Genomic DNA, 20,853 nt, shown 5'->3' on the forward strand with positions numbered 1-20,853 from the left:
CGCGAACTCGATCATGTATTCGGCTTAGTTTCGGGCCTATGCAGAGCTACGTTCGACTTGCCGGGCGTCATTGGTACGCCGCGCTACGCGATCGGCTCGCGGCTTTGTGCACCTCCGCCGTGATCCGACTGTGCTTTGCAAATCAGAGATTGCCGACCCCGCCGTCCACCAGCAACTCCGTACCGACCACGAACGTCGATTCGTCCGAAGCGAGGAACACCGCCGCCTTGGCCAACTCGCGCGGTGTGCCCATACGCCCTATCGGCACGAGCGCTCGGATCTCGTTGCGCAGCGCCGCCTCCGCGGCATCCTCCAGTCCCAGTTTGCCGAGGGCCGGCGTTTCGGTGGGGCCGGGGCTGAGGCCGTTCACACGTATCCCCCGGTCTTTCAATTCGCCCGACAGCGTCCGTGCGAGCGAAAGCAGGCCCGCCTTTCCCGCCGCGTAGGAACTGGATTGGGGCAGGCCAATGTGTGCCGAGACCGAGCCGCACAGGATGATCGATGCTGGATCGGCGAAGAGCGGCAGCAATGCCTGGATCAGGAAGAACGGTCCCTTCAGATTGGTCGACAGCTGCGCGTCGAACGTGGCTTCGTCCCAATCCGCCAGGGGCCGGTGTGTGACGTCACCGGCGTTGACGTAGAGGATGTCGAGCGTTCCCCATGCCGTGCGAAGGTCATCGGCGAGCACCTGCTGGGCGTCGACGTCGCCGGCTTCGCTGCTGAACGTGAGCAGTGCATTCCCTAGCTCGCGTTTCGCCGCGATCAGTCCCTGCGTCGATCGGCCGGTGATCGCGACCTGCGCACCTTCCGCGATGAACTGCCGCGCCGTTTCCAGACCGATGCCGCTCGTGCCTCCGGTGATCAGGGCATGCTTGCCCGCCAGTCGTGCCATGTCGCGTCTCCATTACGATGACAGCATATGGCCCGGGTCGGTTTCAATTGTATAGTAGGCACCTTTTTGATACCAATGGGGCATGCAGACGCCGAGTCCAGATCGCGCCGTGGTTGACCCGGGCGAGGGATGTCCCATGGTCGCCTTCGTGAACCTCATCTCCGGCAAATGGGCGATACCGATCCTCTATCGGCTCATCGTCGAGGACTGCCCGGTACGCTTCGGCGAACTGCAGCGCGCGGCCGCTCCGATCACGCAGAAGGAGTTGAGCCGGCATCTACGGCTGTTCGAGCGCCGGGGCCTGGTGACGAGGCGGGTGCACGCCGAGGTGCCGCCACGCGTGGACTATACGGTCACCGATCTCGGCCGCACGTTGAAGCCGACGCTGGATTCCCTCGCCGACTGGATGCGTACCCATGGCGAGACCGTGGCCATTTTCGAAATGCGATCGGCAGATCATCCGGAATGACGCGCATGCGCCTTCCAAGCCGACTCCATTCGGCAGCCGCACCTAACGATTTCCCGGCATCACGCCCGGCCAGCGAATGCCAATCTCCTGCCAGCACGACCTTGCGCTTAGTCGGAGAGGTCGAGCGGCCGGGCTGGCAAGGCGATTGCGCGAGCATTACGGAGACCATGCCGGGCTGAGCTTGACCAACGCCTCGCCGAAGGTCTGTCCCTTCATCAGCCTGACGAAGGCATCCGGCGCTTCCTACAACCCCTCAACTACGTCTTCGCGAAATTGAATCCGCCCTTGCTTCAGCCAGCGCTGCATGTCCGAACGGAATGTGCTTTCGCGATGGGCCCAATCTAGCGAGACGAAGCCTTGATCTGGACTGCCGTCGCGCCCACGGGTCTGGCCGCGGCTAAAACGAGACGCGTCTCGCCCGCCGAGACGCGCCCGATGTCCCTGACCCCGATATGGGCTGCGAAGCCCGGCGCCCCGAGCGGACCTAGGGCGAGCGTCGGTTGAGCCAGGCCGCGAGGCAAACGCCTCAGGCCTTCGCGGTCCGATACGGTGTGGGTCTGCCATCCGCCCTGCGGGATCACGACGTCGCCGGCTACGAAATTGGCGTTGTCCGATTGGAGGACGCGACTGATCGTCCTGCCGACCATCGCATCTCCTATCGGCATCGGTGGCGAATACGACGCGGTGTCACCCATTCGCCCGCGTATGTAGGGTTCGAGGGACAGCCAGAGATACTCGAGGAGTAAGCCACCGGGAGGGCAAGGAGGAATCGGAATGTCTTCGATCCGAAAGTCGGCTCCTGTCGGGAAGCCCGACGGTCGGCGAGCGAGCGCCACCCATCTAGCGGCGGTCACGCCGGACATCCCGCCGGAATCTTAGAAGCATCGCTCGGAGTTTTCGACCGACGTCGGTAACCATGGCGTCGATTGCTTGGCTCATATCCGAGCCGTGATCTGCCCACAATCTTGCTTCGATGTGATCCAGGATCATGACCGTCCTCCTTCTCTCGGCCCGAGGGTCGGCGATCTATGTGAGGACAGCCAGGCGATTGTCCGCAGGGCGCATAAGGTGCGCTTATGTGCTTCGCTGTGATCTGGTTTGCTGGACGCGTGCGTGCACCGCTAATGATCGGGCATGTCCCATCAGCCCTCCTTCGCCGCCCTTCGCGTTTTCGAGGCGGCAGCACGACATGAGAACTTCACGCAGGCGGCCGGCGAGCTTGGCATGACGCAGGCGGCCGTCAGCTACCAAGTGCGACTTCTCGAGCAGCAGCTTGGCATTCGCCTGTTCGTCCGGGAGCGGGGACGCGTTCGCCTGACCCCGGCTGCTGCGGACCTGGCCCGGACCATGACGGGTGCACTAGGATCGATTTCCGCGGCCGTCCGGCGGCTCTACGAGGCGGACGAACAGGCGTTGGTCGTCAGTTGCAGCAGCACGATGGCGGTGAAGTGGCTTGCGCCGCGGCTGGGCCGTTTTCAAGCGCTGAGGCCCGATATCGACCTGCGACTGGACATCAGCGATGCGCTATCCGATTTCAGGGGGGTCGATGCGGCGCTTCGAACGACCGCGATCCCTGCCGAAGGCCTTTACGCCCTCAGGCTCATGGCCATTCATGCGGTCCCCATGTGCAGCCCCGAACTGGCCAGCCGGTTCGCGATCGGTTCTCCGGCGGACCTGCTGGCTACGCCGCTGATTAGCCGGGACGACGTCTGGTGGGAAGACTGGTTCGCCAACGCCGGCATCACGCTCGGCTCCGCACCTCATGGCGGCATCCGGCTCGCCTCGCAGGTGGCGGAAGGCACTGCGGCGATGGCGGGGCACGGCGTTGCGATCCTGACACCGGAATTGTGGGCCGCCGAACTCAACTCCGGACAGCTCGTCATCCCCATCGATCTGCCGTTGGACACGGGAATGTCGCTGTGGTTCGTCTGCCCACATGAGCGACGGTCCGCGCCGAAGCTCCGCGCCTTTGCGGCATGGCTTTCCAGGGAGGCTGGCTAAACAAGGTCGGCGTGCCGTCTGACGATGCACGCGGGACGGCAGGCGAAGGAACGCTGCGCCATCTTGGCCCGGACCGCAGCATCACGAGGGGGTCATCCGTGAAGGGAAGCACAGACCGCATAGCGATCATCCATGCGATATACGGCGCGGCATGTGCCGCAATGGTCTATGCGGAATTGCATCGACCCGTCGCGCTCATCCTGCTGGGCGCCAGTCTCTTCGCGCTGATCGCATCAACTGTCAGTTTCGACGGGCGAGGCGGCGCTGGTCGGAACGATCCCGACGTGTCGGCCGGCATCATCCGCATCAACGTCGCCACCGGTGTCGCCGTCGTGGCTGCCATCGTCATCGCCCATGGCATGCGGGCCGACCGCTACCTCGTAGCAGTCGTACTGGTTGTGATGGCGGTGCACTTCCTGCCGCTCTGGAAGCTGCTGGGCCGCTCCTCGCTCGCGGTGATGGGCGCCGCTCTGGCGGCTTCGGCAGTGTTAGTCTTCCTCAACATTCCCTCCGACGTCGCACCCATGCTGGCATCGCTGATATTCTCGGCGAATAGCGGCCGCCTTGCAGCGCGTCAGCGGGCCCACCGTCCATCGTAGCCTGTCATCGCCGGTTCCTATTTCGCGCCGTAGGTGGCGATGATGCATTGCCAAAGACGCTCAGCGACGGGGCCATGAATGCCACCCGAGCACCTCGATGCGGTCACGGTCTCCACGTGTCGCGGGAGATGCGGAGCTTTGATCCTGACCAGGCGACCCGATGTCAGGTCGTCCCGCACCATAAAGTCGGGGAGGTGGCCCCAGGCCAATCCGTAGAGGATAAGTTCCCGCTTCATCGCATGGTCCGGGACGGAGCAGCGGTTCACCCCGTCGAGCAGGAAATAGTCACCTCCTTGGGCGGCACGTGCGGAGTCGCGGATCACACATTGCGTCGACCGGTGAAGGTGGTCCGGTGGGATGTTCCCGTCCGCGGATGCCGGCAGAAACCCCGGCGCCGCGACGGGGATGAGTTCCACGTCCATCATCGGAATACGCTCGATCCCCGCCAGTTCGGACTCGGCGCGATGAAAAATGATGTCGGCCTCGCCGTTCCGCAGCCGCTCGAAGGGTCCGCCGATCGCTTCATAGTCCAGACGCAATTGCGTGGCCGGCACCCGGGCGAAGAAGGACGATAGCAGGTCGAACACCGGCGCGCGGGGGCACAGGTCGCCGATCACGATCCGAAGGCTGGCCTCCGCTCCCCCGGCAAGCAGCCGCGCTTGTGCGCCAAGCGCGGCTGCATCCCTCAGCGTTGCGGTCACGCGGGCGTGCAGGACGCGGCCCGCCTCGGTCAGCGCGACGCGGTAGCCACCGCGGTCCAGCAACGCGAGACCAAGCCGGGCTTCCAGCCGACCCACGGCCGTGAACACGGACGGATGGGATCGTCCCAGCCTCGCCGCGGCGGCCTGGAAGCTGCCCATGCGCACCACGGCATCGAAGCAGCGCAAATCATGAAGTTTGAGCCCGTCGAGATTGTAGTCGATATCTACAGTCATTTCGCCACCATAGTAATTTTTTAGTAGTCCGAAACCGTCCATCGATAGCGCTGCCAATCAGGAGATCATCGATGGAGAAACAGTTCGCACGAACGGGAGATGGGGTCGCGATCGCATACCGCCTCGACGGCGGCGTGGATGCGCCGGTCCTGATGCTGTCCAACTCCATAGCTACCAGCCTTGAGATGTGGGACGAGATCGTGCCGGCACTCAGCCGGTCGCACCGGGTCCTCCGCTACGATACGAGAGGGCATGGCCGCTCCGGCGTCACGATGGGCGCCTATTCGCTCGATCGGCTGGGGCGCGATGCGCTCGAGCTGCTCGACGCGCTCGGCATCGGGCGAGTCGACGTCTGCGGTCTTTCGCTGGGCGGGATGGTCGGCCAGTGGCTGGGAATTCACGCGCCGGACCGCATCGGGCGGCTGGTGCTGGCGAACACCGCCCCGTCCCTCGCGCCCGCCCAGCAATGGGACGCGTTGATAGCGCAGTTGCGATCACGCACGGACATGGAGTCGATGGCCGACATGTTTATCGGCAACTGGTTTCCTGCGGACTATCCCGAACGGCGCCCTGAGGTGGTGGCGGCGTTTCGACGGATGATAACGCGAACGTCTCCGGATGGCCTGGCCGGTTGTTTTGCCGCCGTTCGCGACATGGACTTCCGACGGACCAACACCCTCATTGCCGCGCCCACCCTGGTGATCGGCGGAACCTCCGATACGGTGACGCTGCCTGCACACAGCGAGCAAATCGTAGCCACGATCCCGAACGCTCGTCTCGTCATGCTTGACGGCGTCCACCTCCTGAACGTCGAGATAGCTGACGATTTCGTTCAGCACGTGGCCGGGTTCCTGTCGGGAGATCATGCTGCCTGACGGACGGGTTCAGCCGCCACCGGCCGGTCGCCCCGGCGTTACGGTGCAACCGAGAGGGTCCATTCCGGCGAGCGCATCCGATCGACATATCCGATGCTGGCGGCTTCACGCCCTTCCCGGCGGTGGTCGTCGACGCAAAGTGACGGTGTCCCGGAACTCCTATGCTTACAGAACGACCAAGGCCACGACAGCGGCATAGAGGACGATGATCAGCATCGTGATATACGCCACCATGCTGAAACCTTGCCATAGGCGAACCAACAGTACGGCGTTGACGATCGCGCCCAAGGCACTCAGCGCGACGACAAGCCATCGTCCCCATGTGACATCGACGGCGGCCAAAGCGGCGAGCACAGGGAGCACGCCGACCCCCACACCAGCGGTCAGTGCGACCTCGAACCGCCAACCCCCATCCGGCAATTCCAGCATCCCACGCAACAGGTACAAGGTCGCCGTCAGCGACAGCAGATAGACTTGAAACGCGATCATGGTCTTCGCCTCCTTCAAGATGCTGGGGCCGCATGGGAGGGGGCCTTCTGCGGACGAGACTAGCTGTTCAGTCCCGGCAATTCGATGATACGAGCCCATCTGTGACGGCGCAGGCGCTAGGTCGGGAGCAAGCCGCCGGCCGGCCTTCCCGACAGATTCGGCTGTTACATCGGCTACAGTCTTGTTTGGGCGATTGCGCAACCGTCCCGCGGCTGGCCCGACTGGGCCACGCAGCTGCGCGACGTGTCCGGTGGGCGAGCCTAGACAAGGCCCTGCGAGTTGCCGAGGCACATTGCGTGCCGTTACGTATCGGCGGGAGAGAGCCTTCGCATCAGTCAGTGGTCGTCACCGATCCGTCAGTCTGGCCGTTTGGTCTCCCCGTGGCGGTACGGATCGGTCTGGCCCTCGAGCCACGGATCCTTGGTGGCTTGCCGCATCGACCGAAGCCGTTCGGCAAGCTGCGCCTTGATCGCGGCGAAATCGGGCGCGTCCGCACGGTTGACGAGCTCGTCGGGGTCGCGGGTAAGGTCGTAGAGCTCCTCGGCGGGACGGTGCCGATAGATCGCCTGGGTGCGCCGTCCCAGGGCGATCGAGGGATCGGCAACGATGGCACGCCAGCTCGGTGATCCCGCGACATCGCCGGCGATCGGATAGTCGAGCGGATGCGCGAGGTTGAGGATATAGCTGTGCGTCCGTGTGCGGATGGCGCGCATCGGGTAATATTGATTGATCTCATGAAAGTCGTGGCTCGCGAACACCGCATCGCGGGCGGGATCGCCGCGCTTGCCCAGGATCGGCAGCAGCGATTTACCCGACAGTGGCGGCGTGGCCGGCGCCGTCACGCCCGTCCATTCGAGGATCGTCGGCGCGATATCGACCCAGCTGACCATCGCGTCGTTGACCGCAGGCGGCGTGCCTGGCGCGCGGATCACCAGCGGCAAATGGAGGCCGGGATCATACAGATTGGTCTTCGCGCCCGGGAACGGTCGGCCGTTGTCGCTGAGGAAGATCACCAGCGTATCGTCGGCGCGGCCCATCGTGGCGAGGTCGTCGAGCAGCATCCCGATGCCCGCATCGAGGCGGCTGAGCGATTCGTAATATTCGGCCAAGTCGCCGCGGACCGCGGGCAGGTCGGGAAGATGCGACGGAATAGGGACGCGGGCCGGATCATACAGCGTCGGCTTGACCCCCGGCCAGGCGCGATCGTTGCCGTAATTCACCGGTGCGCGATGAGGATCGCTGTAGCCGATCGTCACAAAGAACGGCCGATCGTCGTGCGAGCGGATGAAGCTCGATGCCGCGATCGCCAGTTCGCGCACATCGCGGATACCGGAGCGCTCCGGCACCAGTTCCTCCTCATAAGGAAAGGCCGCATTTGGGCCGACATGTTTCTTGCCAACCAGTGCGGTGGCATAGCCGGCGCGGCGCAGCATCGCCGGCAGCGTCTCGATCCCGTCGAGCAGCGACTGGTGATGCACGTCGTGCTGGAGCCCGTACATGCCGTTCTGGTGCGAGTAGAGGCCGGTGTTGATGACCGCGCGGCTGGGACTGCACGACGACACCGCAGCATAGCCCTGCGTGAAACGCGTCCCCTCGCGCGCCAGTCGATCGATTCGCGGCGTTTTGATCGGCACGCCGTAGCAGCCCGCATCTAGCCCCTGATCGTCGGAAATGAGCAGCAGGACGTTGCGGTGCCGGCCAGCACCTGCGGTACGAACGACATCCCCCGCCACGACTGGCGGCGCGGCGGAAACCGCTGTCGAGCTGATGATGCCTTTGATGACGCTGCGCCGATCGACCATCGGATACTCCTTGGCGGCGGCAGCGGACGCTGCCGCCGCGTGATAAAGAACCTCCGGATCAGGTTGGGGGAGGCGCCGGCGATCCGGAGGGCGCCGCCATCTTTAGAAATTGAGCGCGGCGCTAAACCGGAACGAACGACCGAGGATCGGCCGGGCGAGAATAGGCCCGGTGCCCTGCGACCCGATGATGCGCGGATTGCCCTCGGTCAGTCCGATCTCATTGGTCAGATTGTTGCCGGTAACCTGAAGACGGACATGGTCGAACACATCCACCGACACGCCCGCATCGAGCTGATAGAAATGCGGCAGCAGCTGGTTGTTCTCGGGATCGGAGAAGCGATCGCCGGTATATTGCAGCGTTGCGAACAGCGCCGGGCGCAGCGTGCCGATCGGCAGCTCGTACGCGGGCGTCACGCGCCATCCCCATTTCGGCTGCCGCTGGACGCGGTTGCCGGTGTTGTTGATGAGGCCGTTGTTGGTGAAGAATCCCTGATAGGTGGCATCCAGGTAGGTCCCCGATGCATTCAGGCTGAAGCCGCGGAACGGTCGCAGCGTGCCCTCCAGCTCGACGCCCGTCGCCTTGGCACCGCCGGTGGCGCTGGACGGCACGTTGTTGATGATCTGCGTCGTCGCCAAGCCGTCGAACTTGTTGTGGAAACCGGTCGCGTACAGGCTGACCCACGGCAGCGAGACCTTCAGCCCGCCCTCGTAGGTGTCGACCTGCGCGACGATCGTCAGCCCTTCGCGTAAATTGTCGAACGCCGGGAAGCTGTTGCCGCGGCTGTAGCGTCCGAAGACGCCGACCGTCCGGGTGAAGTCGTAATTGACACCCGCGGTCCACGACCATTTCGAATCGGCGTACCGGACCTGGCGCGGGGCCCCGATCACCGCGACGGCATTGTCGTAGAGCGTATTCGGATTGCCATCGAGGTTCACGCTGCCGCCCGGCGTGCGGATCGTGCCGGTAACCTCATGACGCTGCCAGCGGACGCCGCCGTCGATGCGCAGTTCGGGCGTGATCTGCAGTTCGTCGACGCCGTAGAGGGCATAGTCGTTGCCTTCGTACCCTGCGTTGACAAGGAAGGTCGGGCCGCTGGTGAAGCCGCGCAGCGTCGCCTGCTTCAGGCCGGTCGCGTTGGTCAGCGTCATGTCGACGACGCGGGCGTTCGGCGTCGCGGTCAGCAGAATTTGGTTGCCGAGCGACCAGTTATCGCGGGTTGTGTAATTGGCGTAATAGAAGCCGCCGGTCAGCTTGTTTGATCCCGCCGTCCATTCCAGCGCGCTGTCGCTGACGAATGAGGTGATCTTCTTGCGGACTTCCCAGACGCCGGCGCGCATCAGCGGCGTCGCCGCGCCACCCGCGACCGCGCCGCCACCATTGGTATACGTCAGGCTGGTGACGGTCGAACCCGCGCCGCCGAGCGTCGTCGCGAGCGCGGACGCCGCAGTCGGCGCGTCGGCGGGCACCAGGCCAACAGTGTCGGCGGTTCCACCGAGATAGCTGATCCGCTCGCGCACGCGCAGCCCTTCGACAACCGCGTAATCGAAGGTAAGGCCGGTGTTGATGACCTTCGCCCCACGTCCCTGCGCCAGGTCGAGCGTGCGCCCGACGAGGTTGGTCGTCACGCGCGTCTCGGGTCCGGCGAGCGTGCCGGTGCCCGCGTCGAAGTTCGCATATTGACTGATCGACGTACCGTTCTGCACGATCGGAATCGGCAGCAGCCACTGGCCGTGATCGTTCAGGTAGCGCGTATAGACCTCCACCGATCCCTTGTTGTCTTCGAAATCGTGGTGGATATTGGCGGTGACCTGTCCGCCTTGTTCGGCGCGATAGCGGGGGTCGCGGATGCCGTTGCCCTGCGCGTAATAGCCGCCGACCATGAAGCTGGTGTTGCCGCCGAGCGGCCCCGACACCCACGCATCGCCACGCGCTTCATCGTAATCGGTGTACGAAAATTTCGCGAAGCCCTTGAACGTGTCGCCGCCGATGCGTGGCACGACGTTGACGGTCAGGCCCGGCTGCCCGTTGGAGAACAGTGACCCCGTGCCGCCGCGCACCGCCTCGACGCGCTGCACCGTTTCGTCGAGGCGGATCAATTGCGAATTTTCGAGGAACGACAGCGTCGACGGCGGGAAGATCGGCACGCCGCCCAACTGGAAAGTCACGAACTGCGCGTCGCCGCCCGAAGGATAGCCGCGCACGAAGATGTTCGCGCCGTTCTGTCCGCCCGAGCTTTCCGCCATGACGCCCGGTACGGTGCGCAGAAGATCAGCGGTGCTGTTCGGCGCGGCGCGTTCGATCGCATCGTTGCTGAGCGTGGTGACTGCGAACGCCGCGTCCTGCCGGCGCGTGCCGCCGCCGGCGGTGCCCACGACGATGATGTCCTCGCCCGCCTGCGCGTCGGGATCGATGATGCCGGCGTCGGGCTCGGCCCGCTGCGCGGTGCTGGTCGCGGCGACGGGCGCCTCGGCGGGTACGGTCTGCGCCTGCGCCTGGCCGGCGATCATCAGCGCGAACGGTGCGGTGGTGATCAGCAGGCGTGCATGCCTATGGATGGTGTTCATGATATCCTCCCATGATGTTCCGGTGGATCCGGAAGCGCTTGGTTATCGTGTCGTTTGCGACCGATGTGGTCATTGCTCAATGGAATTCGGCGTGTAGCCGCGAATAGTTTTTCTGGTGTTACGGATTTGCATCGCGCGCCCAGGCGAGCCAGATCGCCGCCGCCCGGCGCGCCCTGGAAGGACGTCGCTGTCGCTGGCCTATTTTGCCGCGGTCGTGATGATCCTGGCGATGCGCAGACCCGCGCTGTGCGCGATCGACGGGGCGTCCCGCCTTAAGGATGTGCCGATGGCGATCGGACCGCGGGACGGGCCGTGGTGGCGTCCCGGGCTCATCAGGCCTTGAACAGAGATAGCGGAGGACAATCATGAGAACGTTGGGACGGCACGTGATCGCCCTTGCACTCGCGACGGCGGCGCAGGATCCGTCCCGGCCCGGCGGGGGCGGCGAATATCCCACGCAGGACGGCCTCGGCTGGACCAGCGGTGTCGCCAGCGCGCTGCAGGAGCGGTATCCGGTCACAGCGCAGCCATGATCGCGGCAATGGGTGTCGCGATAGTCGGCTGTCGGGGCGGATGCGCGCCTCGCTGGCAGGTCGATTGCTGATGTTACGGCTTCGGCGTCGTGATCCGTCTAAACGGACGATGCACGACGACGCTGCGATCAAACGATGGTTCACGCAGGAGGTCCTGCCGCTGGAGCGCGACCTCGTCCGGTTCATCGCCCGGCATTGCCGCGACGAGTCCGACGTCCTCGATCTGCGGCAGGAGGTGTACGAGCGGGCGCTGACCGCATCGCCAGCCGACCGCATGCGATCGACCCGCAGCTATGTCTTCACGATCGCACGCAACGTGCTCGTCGACCGGGCGCGGCGGGCCAAGATTGTCTCCTTCGAACAGATCGCCGACATTGACACGGTGAACGTGAACCGCGACCTGCTGGCCGAAGACCGTACCATGACGGCGCGCGACGAATTGCGGCGTGCCATGGCCGGCCTCGACCAGCTGCCGCCGCGGTGTCGTGAGGTTGTGCGGCTGCGCAAGGTCGAAGGCCTGAGCATTCGCGAAACCGCCGACCGTATGCAGGTCAGTCACCACACCATTGAACGGCAGCTGACGCTCGGCCTGCGCGCGCTGGCGAACTTCATGCTCGGCGGAGAAGCGCGGATCAGCCGTCCTCCTGCGCGATCGACATCTGTACGAAAGGCAGATCGATGAGCGCGGCACGGGACATCGAACAGCAGGCCGCGCATTGGCTCGTCGTGCGCGAACAGCCCGGCTGGTCCGCCGATCGCGAAGTCGTGCTCCGGGCCTGGCTGAACGAGAGCGTCGCGCACAAGGCGGCGTTCTGGCGGCTGGAGGCGGGTTGGACCGCCGCCGATCGGCTCGCCGCGATGCGCGGCAGCGAGCAGCGACCGGCGCCGTTGCAGTGGGTCTCCGCCCCCGTCTGGGCGATCGCAGCGTCGATATTGCTGGTGTGCATGGCCGTCCTGTCGTTGTGGCATCTCAGGTCCGGCAGCGCCGATTCATCGATGATCCGCGTCGCCACAGGAATCGGCGGGCGACGTCAGGTCGCGCTGACGGACGGCAGCGCGGTCACGATCAACACCGCCAGTGCGCTGCGCGCGTCCTTCGCCAACGGCAGACGGCGCGTGTGGCTCGATCGCGGCGAAGCCTTTTTCGAGGTCGCGCACGACAAGCGTCATCCGTTCGTGGTGTTCGCCGGCGGTCGCCAGGTCACGGTGCTCGGCACCAAATTCTCGGTGCGGCGCGATGGCGATACCGTCACCGTCGCGGTAGTCGAGGGGCGGGTGCGCGTCGAGGACTCGGATACCGCCATGCCGGAACGCGCGGCGATCATCACCGCGGGGGACGTCGCGATCGTCCGCGGCCGGTCGATGCTGTTGGCCGACCGTTCGGAACAGCGGGTGCAGGACGCACTGACCTGGCGTCGCGGGGTGCTCACATTCGACCAGGTCACGCTGGAACAGGCGGCGCACGAGTTCAATCGCTACAACAGCCGTCAGATTCGTTTGGGCAATGCGCAGGCTGCCCGGCTGCGCATCGGTGGATCGTTCGAGGCGACCAACGTCGATGCGTTCACACGCCTGCTGCACGACGCCTTCGGCCTGACCGTCATCACCGATCATGACGGCGTCACGATAAAATCCTGAAGGCGCGTTACGGTTTTGGCGAGGCCAAACGTCTGACCCCGTGACGGCTCGCAGAGGCCGGCGGGACACATAAGGGGGGGATCATGCGTCAGTCTCATGCGCTTGGAATCATCATGGCGACCAGCGCCATCGTCGGTGCGGTGCCGGCGGCGGCACAGGCCGAAACCCGCAGCACGCTGCGCACCTACGCGATCGGCGCCGGCAGCATGAAGGCCGCACTGGACGCCTGGGCACGCCAGTCGAAACAGCAGATCCTCTATCGGTCCGACGAAATCCGTAGCCTGCGTTCGCCGGGCGTACGCGGACGGCTCCCCGACGCCGATGCCCTTGGCCGCATCCTGTCGGGATCGGGGCTCAAAATGCACCGCGACCCATCGGGTGCGATTGCCGTCACCCGTCCCGTCGCCTCCACCTCCACGAACGCGGGCGTGCAGGAGGTGGCGGTCGCTCCGGCGGCGCCCGAACAGAATCCCACCGCGCAGGCTGCGAGCGGTATCGACGATATCGTCGTCACCGCGCGCCGGACGGAGGAACGCGCGCAGAAGGTGCCCGTGTCGCTGACCGCGTTCACCCAGAACACGATCCGTGAAAAGGGCATCAATACCGCCACCGACCTGCAGAACTTCACGCCGTCGCTGACCGTGCTCGGCAACGTCGCGCGCAACCAGGAAACCTATACGATCCGCGGCATGGGCGGCGGCGGCGGGGCAGGGACCGGCAGCGGCCCCGGCGTCGTCGGCTATTTCGCCGAAGTCCCCTCGTCGGCGAGCGGTCCGGGCAGCTTCTACGACCTCGCCTCGCTCCAGGTGCTCAAAGGGCCGCAGGGAACGCTGTTCGGGCGCAACACGACCGGCGGCGCCGTATTGCTCGAGCCGGCGCGGCCCAAGATGAACCAGGTTGAGGGCTATGTCGAAGGGACGCTCGGCAATCTGCGCCGCCGCAGCGCCCAGGCCGCGCTGAACATTCCGATCGTCGACGGCGTGCTCGCGATCCGCGTCGCGGGTCAGTTCGATAAGCGCGACGGCTATGTCCGCGACGTGCTAACGGGGCGCGACTATCTCAACCGCAACAATTATTCGCTGCGCCTGGGCATCCAGTTCAACCCGACCGCGACGATCAACAGCTACACTGCGGTCAATTATATCGACGTCGACGAACACGGCGGCGGCAGCATCCTGCTCGCGGTGCGCCCGGGCAGCCCCTATGCCGCGCTCCTCCAGCCCTATCTCGCCCAGCAACAGGCGCGCGGGCCGCGGCTGACATCCACGGGCGTCAATACGTTCGAGAAGGCGAAAAACCTGCTCGTCCTCAACAACACGACCTGGTCGCCGATGCCGCAGCTCACGATCAAGAACGTCTTCAGCTACGGCCGCAGTCGCTCGACCAGCGCGACCGATCGCGATTCGACGCCGCTGCCGATCGCCGACCTGCTGGGTGCGTTCCCGGGCGGCTACAACAACAACCTGCGCACGATCACCGAGGAATTGCAGGCCCGCTACCACAATGGCCGGTTCAGCCTGCAGGGCGGCGGTTTCTACCTCGACGAAAAGAGCCCGGCGCCGCTCACCTTCCTGACGGTCAATCCGTTACAGGCGGGCGGTATCCTCGGTGGTGGGCCGATCATCTTGCCGACCGCGGTGCAGGCGCTGCTCGGCGTCAACGGCCCGTTGCTCCCCGCGCTCAATGTCCAGCCCTATGCCTCGGTTCGCGGTCGCAGCAAGGCGCTGTATGCGCAGGCGCAGTATAAGATCGTCCCCACGCTCACCGCGACCGCTGGCTTCCGCTGGACCTGGGACACCTTCGGTGGCGACATCGAAAGCTATCAGGATGCGCAGAGCTATCAGGTGTTCAACCGCCTTGCCGCGCTGGGCATCGTCTCCCCGGCGCAGGCGGCGCAGGTGATCGGCCTCAACGCCAACCTCTGCGTCTACGACGCGTTTCTGGCGGTGGCCGCGGGTGGCTTCCCGACGCTGAAATATCCGAACTGCACGCGGCCGACGTTCAGCGGCAAGAGCGACGGGCCGACCTGGCAGTTGGGCCTCGACTGGCAGGCCGATCCGCAGACCCTGGTCTATGCGGTGTCGCGTCGGGGGTATAAATCGGGTGCGAACAACCCGATCGTGACGCTGTTCCTGGGCAGCGATTACCCGCTCGCGCCGGTCAAACCCGAGCGGGTGACCGATGCCGAGGTCGGACTGAAGCGCGACTGGACGATCGGCGGGGTGCAGGCGCGTACCAACGTGTCGGCCTTCTACACCTGGTTCAACGACGTGCAGGTGGTGCAGCGTGCCGCGATCGCCGGCGCCGACATCCTCGCCAATGCCAAGAAGGCGCGCGTCGTCGGCCTGGAATTCGAAGGCGCGATCGTGCCCTTCAAGGCGCTGACGATCAGCGGCACCTATTCGTACAACGACGCCAAATTCCTCGATTATGTCACGATCCCGATCCCCGCGATCCCTTCGGCGCTGACCGCGGCGCAGCCGTCGCGCGATCTGTCGAGCACGCCCTTTACCTTCGTCGCGCGGCACAAGTTCAGCCTCGACGGGCGGTTGGCGCTGCCGATCCCGGCGGGCGAGGGGGACATGGCGCTGCGTGCGACCTATTCGTGGCAGTCGCGCCAGCGCGTCGCGCCCGATGCGCAGCCTTTCGATACGATCGATCCCTACGGCCTGCTCAACCTGCGCCTAGAATGGAACCAGATGCGCGGCGCACCGCTCGATCTGGCGATCTACGGCACCAATGTGCTCGGCAAAGAATATCGGATCACCGCCAATACCGGCTACAACAATTCCGGGTTCAGCAATTCGATCTATGGTGAAGCCGCGCAATACGGCCTGTCGCTGCGGTATCGCTTCTGATGCGCAGGCATGTTCCGGCGGCGATCATCGCCTTGCTGCTGGCGTCGTGCAGTTCGGGGCCCGGACGTCGCGCGATCACGCCGTCGCAGCAACAGTTGGTGGACCGCATGGGCCGTGCCGGCGCGGCGGGCATCGACGCCAACGGTCGCGCCGACGGGGGCATGAGCGTCGCCGGCACACTCGCCGGCCGCCCCTTCGGCATCGCCGTGCCCGCGCGGTGGAACGGGCAGGCGGTCTTGTTCGCCAACGGCTATTCGATCCCGGGCAGTCCGGTGTCCGTACCGGCCGATCCGGTCGCGAAAGACCCGTCCGGCGGGTTCCTGACTGCCGCCTACAAACAAGGCTTCGCCGTCGGCCAGAGCGCGTACGACAAACCGGCGATGGCGGTGAAAAGCGGCGTCGCCAACACTTTGCGCCTGCGCGGCTGGTTCGAACGGCTCGGCGCGCGGCGCTTCTACCTTGGCGGTGCTTCGATGGGGGGCAACATCGTCATGGCGCTGATTGAACAGCATCCGAAGGCCTTCGCCGGCGCGATGAGCGCGTGCGGCGTCACCGGCGGCTGGGACAGCGAGATCGGCAGCCTCGTCGATCTGCGCGCCGCCTATAACTTCTACGCGCGCGGCACCAAATACGAACTGCCGGGCAATCACGACATCGCCGCGAACGGCGTGTCGCCGACGCCCCCGACGGGGTTTGGGTTCGTCCGCACGCCATGGCTATTCTGGCAGCTCAAGAAGATGAGCGGGGTCATGGCCGACCTGTTCAAGGCGGCGCGCGCCAACCCCAACGGTCCCGAAGCCCGCATGATATCGCGCATTGCATCGGTGGCCAAGGCGGACGCGGATCCCGCCAGCTTCATTTTTCCGATCATGACCGCGATGGTCAGCATGGAGGACATGCGCGCCAGCTTCGGCGGCGTCGTCTACGGCAATGTCGGCAAGGTCTACGACAGCCCGCTGCTGAGCACCGCGGAGAAGGCCGAGCTCAATGCCGGTATCCAGCGGATCGCCTCTGACGCGCCGGCGCGCGCCTTTGCCCGGCAATGGCATGAATCGACCGGGCGCTTCACCACGCCGCTGATCGCGGTCCACAACCGCCACGACGGCCTCGTCTTCGCGCAGGAAGCGCTGCTGCTCCGGCAGCGCGTGAACGCCGCAGGCAATCAGGCGCATCTGTTCCAGTTCTGGGCCCCGTCGCTGCAGAAGGACATTCCCGGCACCGGCCTAAAAGGCTGGGCGCATTGTGGCTTCAACCCGCGGCAGGCGGGGGTGCTGTGGAACACGCTGCACGGCTGGGTCGAGAGCGGCCGCAAGCCCGTACTGGGAGTTTACTGATGATCGATCGGCGACAGGCGCTTGCGCTCGGAGCGGCGGCGATGGCGACGCCCGCGCTGGCGCGTGGCCCCCGCGACACCTTCCTGTGGGGCGCGGCTACCGCGGGGCACCAGGTCGAGGGCAACAATATCAACGCCGATATCTGGCTGCTCGAACAGATGAAGCCGACGCTGTTCGCCGAGCCCTCGGGCGACGCCTGCGACAGCCTGCATCGCTGGGACGAGGACGTGGCGATCGTAAAGGCGCTCGGCCTCAACGCCTATCGCTTCTCGGTCGAATGGAGCCGGATCGAGCCGGCCGAGGGTCAGTTCAGCCAGGCCTATCTCGACCATTATGCGCGGATCGTCGCAGCCTGTCGCGCAGCGGGCCTGGCGCCCGTCGTGACGTTCAATCATTTTACGACGCCGCGCTGGTTCGCCGCGCGGGGCGGATGGGAAGCCGATGATGCGCCCGCATTGTTCGCCCGCTATTGCGACCGCGTCGCCCGCGCGATGGCCGGCGGGATCAGTTATGCGCTGACCTTCAACGAACCCAATCTGTCGATCAGCGGCCCGTGGTCGCGTTTCCGGCCGGACGCGAAGGCCAAGGCGGCAACACAGGCGATGATCGCCGCGGCGGCGAAGGCGTCTGGTTCGGACCGCTTCTCGCTGCTCAACGGTGGCGATCCTGCGCCGATGATTCCGGGCCTGCTGCGCGCCCACCGTCTCGGCCGCGCGGCGATCAAGGCGGTGCGCAGCGACCTGCCGGTGGGAATGAGCCTTGCGATCTCCGACGACATCGCGCTGTCGGGTGGCGAGGCGATGCTCGCCGCCAAGCGCCGCGCCTATTACGAACCCTTCTTCGAAGCGGCACGCGACGACGATTTCGTCGGGGTGCAGACCTATGAACGGACGTACCTCGGCAGCAACGGCCCGGTCGATGCCCCCGTGAAGACGCAGCGCCGGGCCGACGGCAAACCCTATGAACCCGAAGCGATCGGCGGATCGATCCGCTATGCGCATCGTGCCACGGGCAAACCGATCATGGTGACCGAAAACGGCATCGACGCGACCGACGACGCCGAACGGGCACGTTTCATCCCCTCGGCGATCGCCGCGGTGGAGGCGGCGCGGCGTGACGGCTTACCCGTCCTCGGCTACATTCACTGGTCGCTGCTCGACAATTTCGAATGGCTCAGCGGTTACAAGCCGCGCTACGGCCTGGTCGCCGTCGACCGCACGACCTTCAAACGCACCGTCAAGCCCAGTGCCCGCGTGCTGGGACGCATCGCGCAGGCCCGCCGAACGGCATGAGTGCACCGGCATTTCCGCGGGCTGAGTTGATGAGGGAACTCGGGCTCCGTGCCGCGGTGACTTTGCCGGCGGGGCTGCCGAATCCACGCCGATCCAAGGAGACGAACCCATGATCCGCTGGCTGATGCCGATCGTCCTGCTTGCCGTGCCGGCGATGGTGCAGGGACCGGCAACGCCGGTGCCCGCCTTTCGCCTGCCGCCGTCGAACCAGTTGAGCGACGCGGCGAAAGCGGTGCTGGACCGTATGGCCGCGGCGACCGCCCCTGCGTCCATCGCCGGCGACGTCACCAAACAACGCGCCTTCTACGGTCAGTGGAACGACGACCGCCTTGCCGAGATGCGGCGGCGATTCCGTACCGAGGCCAGGCACGACACGATCGGCGGTGTCGGGGTGGACGACGTCACGCCGCAGGCTGGCATTGCCCCCGGCAATGTCGCCCGTCTCCTCATCAACGTCCACGGCGGCGCATTCATGTGGGGTGCCGGCAGCGGAGCGCTGGTGGAGGCGATTCCGGTCGCCGCGACCATGCGCATCCGGGTCGTGACGGTCGATTACCGGCTCGCTCCCGAACACCGGTATCCAGCCGCATCGGAGGACGTGACGGCGGTCTATCGCGCATTGCTCAAACGCTATCGGCCCGAAAATATCGGAATCTACGGCTGTTCGGCAGGCGGCGTCATCACCGCGCAAGCGACCGCGTGGATCGCGAAACAGGGTCTGCCCCGCCCCGGTGCGATCGGCACATTCTGCGGCACCGGCGCGGCGTATAGCGGCGACAGCCCCTTTGTCGCACCCGCGCTGGCGGGCAACGCGCCGCCGGCGATTCCCTCGCTGCCGACGACGCTGCCCGTCAGTTATATGGAAGGGGTGCCGGTAAGCGATCCGCTCGCCTACCCGCTGCAATCGCCGACGCAGATCAGGGCGATGCCGCCGACGCTTCTGCTGGCGGGCGGACGCGACTTTGCGGTCAGCGCGCTGACGCTCGCGCATCGCCGACTGGCCGCGGCCGGCGTCGACAGTGAGTTGCAGCTGTTCGACGGCCTGCCTCACGCCTTCTTCATGTGGCCCGACATGCCCGAATCGGACGAGGCGTTCGCGATTATCGCGCGCTTCTTCGACGCGCATCTCGGCCGTCGTCCTCGCTGATCCCCGACAGGAGAAACCTCATGCCGCTTCGCCTTGCCGCTTTGCCTCTCGCGCTGCTCGCCGTAGCGCCCGCCGCCGCGCAGATCGCGCCCGCTCCGGCCGTGCTCACTGCCGCACAATCCGCGCTCGTCGCGAAGGCGCGCGCGAACGGTGCCACCGATGTCGTGGCACGCCCCGCCCCGGCGGGCGGCGTCACGCTGGTCGGCAAGCTGGAGGGCGATCAGTTCGCCGTCTCCTTCCCCGCCGGATGGAAAGGCGACGGCCTGGTCTACGCGCATGGCTATTCGACGCCCGGCACGCCGGTTGCGGTGTCCGAGGATCCGACAGCGGCCACCACCGGGGGCGGCATGATGCGCTTCGCCTATGACGATGGCGTGGCCGTCGGGCACAGTGCCTATGACAAGGACGGGCTGGGGGTCGAAACCGGCACCCGCAACACCAAGCGCCTGCGCGATTTCCTCGTCAAGATGGGTGCACGGCGCGTGTATGCGACCGGCGACTCGATGGGCGGCGGGATCGTCGTCACGCTGCTCGAAACCTATCCGGGTGCGTTCGCCGGCGGGCTCGCGCGATGCGGCGTCGTCGGCAGCTGGAAGACGCTGCTCGGCCAGCTCTACGACATGCGCGCCGCCTACAATGTATTGACGAAGGGCACGCCTTATGCGCTGCCCGGCGAACAGGACATTCGCCGCTCCGCCTTGTCCACCACGCCGCCCGCGGGCAGCACGATGGATGCCAAGACCTATGGTTGGGCGCAGCTGACACGGATCGCGACGCCCGTGCTGGCGCTGTTCGATGCCGCGAAGAAGAACCCCGCAGGGCACGAGGCGCGCATCGTGAAGCAGGTTGCGGCGATCGGCGGCTTCGACGTCGACCCCGGATCGATCGCCTTTCCGCTCGTCACCATCAGCTTGGGCGCGGACGACATGGCGGGGACGGCCGGCGGGTTGCCCTATGGCAATATCGGCAAGGTCTATGCCAGCGACACGATGACGGCGGCGGAGGCCGCGGCGCTCAACCGCGACATCCAGCGCGTCGCCGCGTCGCCCGCGGCGCTCGCTTATATGACGCGCTGGCACGAAGCGACCGGCCGAATCGCCGATCCGTTGGTCACGATGCACAACAGCATCGATTCGCTAGTACCCTATTCGCAGGAAACCATGCTGGTTGACGCCGTCCGCAAGGCCGGCCGCGCGCGCCTGCTGGCCGGATATCCCGTGCCGCCATTGCGTGCCCCGCTACCCGTCGGGGGTGTCGAGGCGTATACGCATTGCGGTTTCACGCCCGCGCAGACGAAGGCGGCGTGGTCGGCGCTGCACGGCTGGGTGGAGACTGGCAGCCGCCCGGCGCCGGACGTGGTGAAATAGTGTGGTCGTGCGTTGACGATCGTGCCCCGGCGGCCGCAGTTCCGATGCCGAAAGAGC

At 65.9% G+C, this 20,853-nt stretch carries 18 protein-coding genes; 12 read left to right on the top strand and 6 right to left on the bottom strand.

What is annotated here, in order from left to right; genetic code table 11:
* Positions 1-142: 142 nt before the first annotated feature.
* A complete protein-coding gene (locus tag DM480_RS12010) occupies positions 143-892 on the bottom strand; it encodes an SDR family oxidoreductase (RefSeq protein WP_115379328.1) in 750 nt (249 codons plus the stop codon).
* Positions 893-1,028: 136 nt separating this feature from the next.
* On the opposite strand from DM480_RS12010, the gene DM480_RS12015 reads away from it, so the two are divergent.
* Positions 1,029-1,361, top strand: coding sequence for a winged helix-turn-helix transcriptional regulator (locus tag DM480_RS12015; protein ID WP_232833982.1), 333 nt, complete (start codon positions 1,029-1,031; stop codon positions 1,359-1,361).
* Between the two features lie 341 nt (positions 1,362-1,702).
* Here the strand turns inward: DM480_RS12015 and DM480_RS18870 are convergent, their stop codons facing one another.
* Positions 1,703-2,224 carry a hypothetical protein gene (locus DM480_RS18870; RefSeq protein ID WP_198665818.1) on the bottom strand — a complete coding sequence of 174 codons (522 nt, stop codon included), beginning with the start codon at positions 2,222-2,224 and terminating at the stop codon, positions 1,703-1,705.
* Positions 2,225-2,495: 271 nt separating this feature from the next.
* Here DM480_RS18870 and DM480_RS12025 point away from each other — a divergent pair, with 271 nt between their 5' ends.
* The gene (locus tag DM480_RS12025) at positions 2,496-3,362 is read left to right on the top strand and encodes a LysR substrate-binding domain-containing protein (RefSeq protein WP_115379332.1); all 867 of its coding nucleotides are present in this window, start codon (positions 2,496-2,498) and stop codon (positions 3,360-3,362) included.
* A gap of 98 nt (positions 3,363-3,460) precedes the next feature.
* Positions 3,461-3,961 (top strand): hypothetical protein, encoded by a 501-nt coding sequence (locus DM480_RS12030; RefSeq protein ID WP_125471520.1) that lies wholly within the window; start codon positions 3,461-3,463, stop codon positions 3,959-3,961.
* A 17-nt stretch (positions 3,962-3,978) separates the two neighbouring features.
* Here DM480_RS12030 and DM480_RS12035 read toward each other — a convergent pair whose 3' ends face one another.
* Entirely contained in the window at positions 3,979-4,938 is a 960-nt protein-coding gene (locus tag DM480_RS12035; RefSeq protein ID WP_198665819.1) for a LysR family transcriptional regulator, read from the bottom strand.
* 29 nt (positions 4,939-4,967) lie between these two features.
* Between DM480_RS12035 and DM480_RS12040 the strand changes: the two genes are divergently transcribed.
* The gene (locus DM480_RS12040; RefSeq protein ID WP_115379338.1) at positions 4,968-5,771 is read left to right on the top strand and encodes an alpha/beta fold hydrolase; all 804 of its coding nucleotides are present in this window, start codon (positions 4,968-4,970) and stop codon (positions 5,769-5,771) included.
* A gap of 165 nt (positions 5,772-5,936) precedes the next feature.
* Here the strand turns inward: DM480_RS12040 and DM480_RS12045 are convergent, their stop codons facing one another.
* From DM480_RS12045 to DM480_RS12055, 3 genes are all read right to left on the bottom strand, one after another.
* Positions 5,937-6,260 carry a hypothetical protein gene (locus tag DM480_RS12045; RefSeq protein WP_115379340.1) on the bottom strand — a complete coding sequence of 108 codons (324 nt, stop codon included), beginning with the start codon at positions 6,258-6,260 and terminating at the stop codon, positions 5,937-5,939.
* 356 nt (positions 6,261-6,616) lie between these two features.
* Complete coding sequence (locus DM480_RS12050) at positions 6,617-8,062, bottom strand: sulfatase family protein (RefSeq protein WP_115379342.1); 1,446 nt, start codon at positions 8,060-8,062, stop codon at positions 6,617-6,619.
* Between the two features lie 102 nt (positions 8,063-8,164).
* Complete coding sequence (locus tag DM480_RS12055) at positions 8,165-10,627, bottom strand: TonB-dependent receptor (protein ID WP_115379344.1); 2,463 nt, start codon at positions 10,625-10,627, stop codon at positions 8,165-8,167.
* Between the two features lie 386 nt (positions 10,628-11,013).
* Between DM480_RS12055 and DM480_RS18110 the strand changes: the two genes are divergently transcribed.
* The 8 genes from DM480_RS18110 (at position 11,014) to DM480_RS12090 (ending at position 20,796) form a co-directional block, all read left to right on the top strand.
* Positions 11,014-11,160 (top strand): hypothetical protein, encoded by a 147-nt coding sequence (locus tag DM480_RS18110; protein WP_157968794.1) that lies wholly within the window; start codon positions 11,014-11,016, stop codon positions 11,158-11,160.
* A 109-nt stretch (positions 11,161-11,269) separates the two neighbouring features.
* Entirely contained in the window at positions 11,270-11,842 is a 573-nt protein-coding gene (locus tag DM480_RS12060) for an RNA polymerase sigma factor (RefSeq protein WP_198665820.1), read from the top strand.
* Entirely contained in the window at positions 11,839-12,798 is a 960-nt protein-coding gene (locus DM480_RS12065) for a FecR family protein (protein WP_115379346.1), read from the top strand. Before DM480_RS12060 ends, DM480_RS12065 begins: the two co-directional genes overlap by 4 nt.
* 83 nt (positions 12,799-12,881) lie before the next feature.
* Entirely contained in the window at positions 12,882-15,656 is a 2,775-nt protein-coding gene (locus DM480_RS12070; RefSeq protein WP_232833983.1) for a TonB-dependent receptor domain-containing protein, read from the top strand.
* Positions 15,656-16,990, top strand: coding sequence for a hypothetical protein (locus DM480_RS12075; protein WP_115379350.1), 1,335 nt, complete (start codon positions 15,656-15,658; stop codon positions 16,988-16,990). Before DM480_RS12070 ends, DM480_RS12075 begins: the two co-directional genes overlap by 1 nt.
* Entirely contained in the window at positions 16,990-18,282 is a 1,293-nt protein-coding gene (locus DM480_RS12080; protein WP_115379352.1) for a glycoside hydrolase family 1 protein, read from the top strand. Before DM480_RS12075 ends, DM480_RS12080 begins: the two co-directional genes overlap by 1 nt.
* A gap of 109 nt (positions 18,283-18,391) precedes the next feature.
* The gene (locus DM480_RS12085) at positions 18,392-19,429 is read left to right on the top strand and encodes an alpha/beta hydrolase (protein WP_232833984.1); all 1,038 of its coding nucleotides are present in this window, start codon (positions 18,392-18,394) and stop codon (positions 19,427-19,429) included.
* 20 nt (positions 19,430-19,449) lie between these two features.
* Complete coding sequence (locus DM480_RS12090; protein ID WP_115379354.1) at positions 19,450-20,796, top strand: alpha/beta hydrolase family protein; 1,347 nt, start codon at positions 19,450-19,452, stop codon at positions 20,794-20,796.
* Positions 20,797-20,853 lie beyond the last annotated feature (57 nt).

The organism is Sphingomonas sp. FARSPH (assembly GCF_003355005.1).
Taxonomy (GTDB): domain Bacteria; phylum Pseudomonadota; class Alphaproteobacteria; order Sphingomonadales; family Sphingomonadaceae; genus Sphingomonas.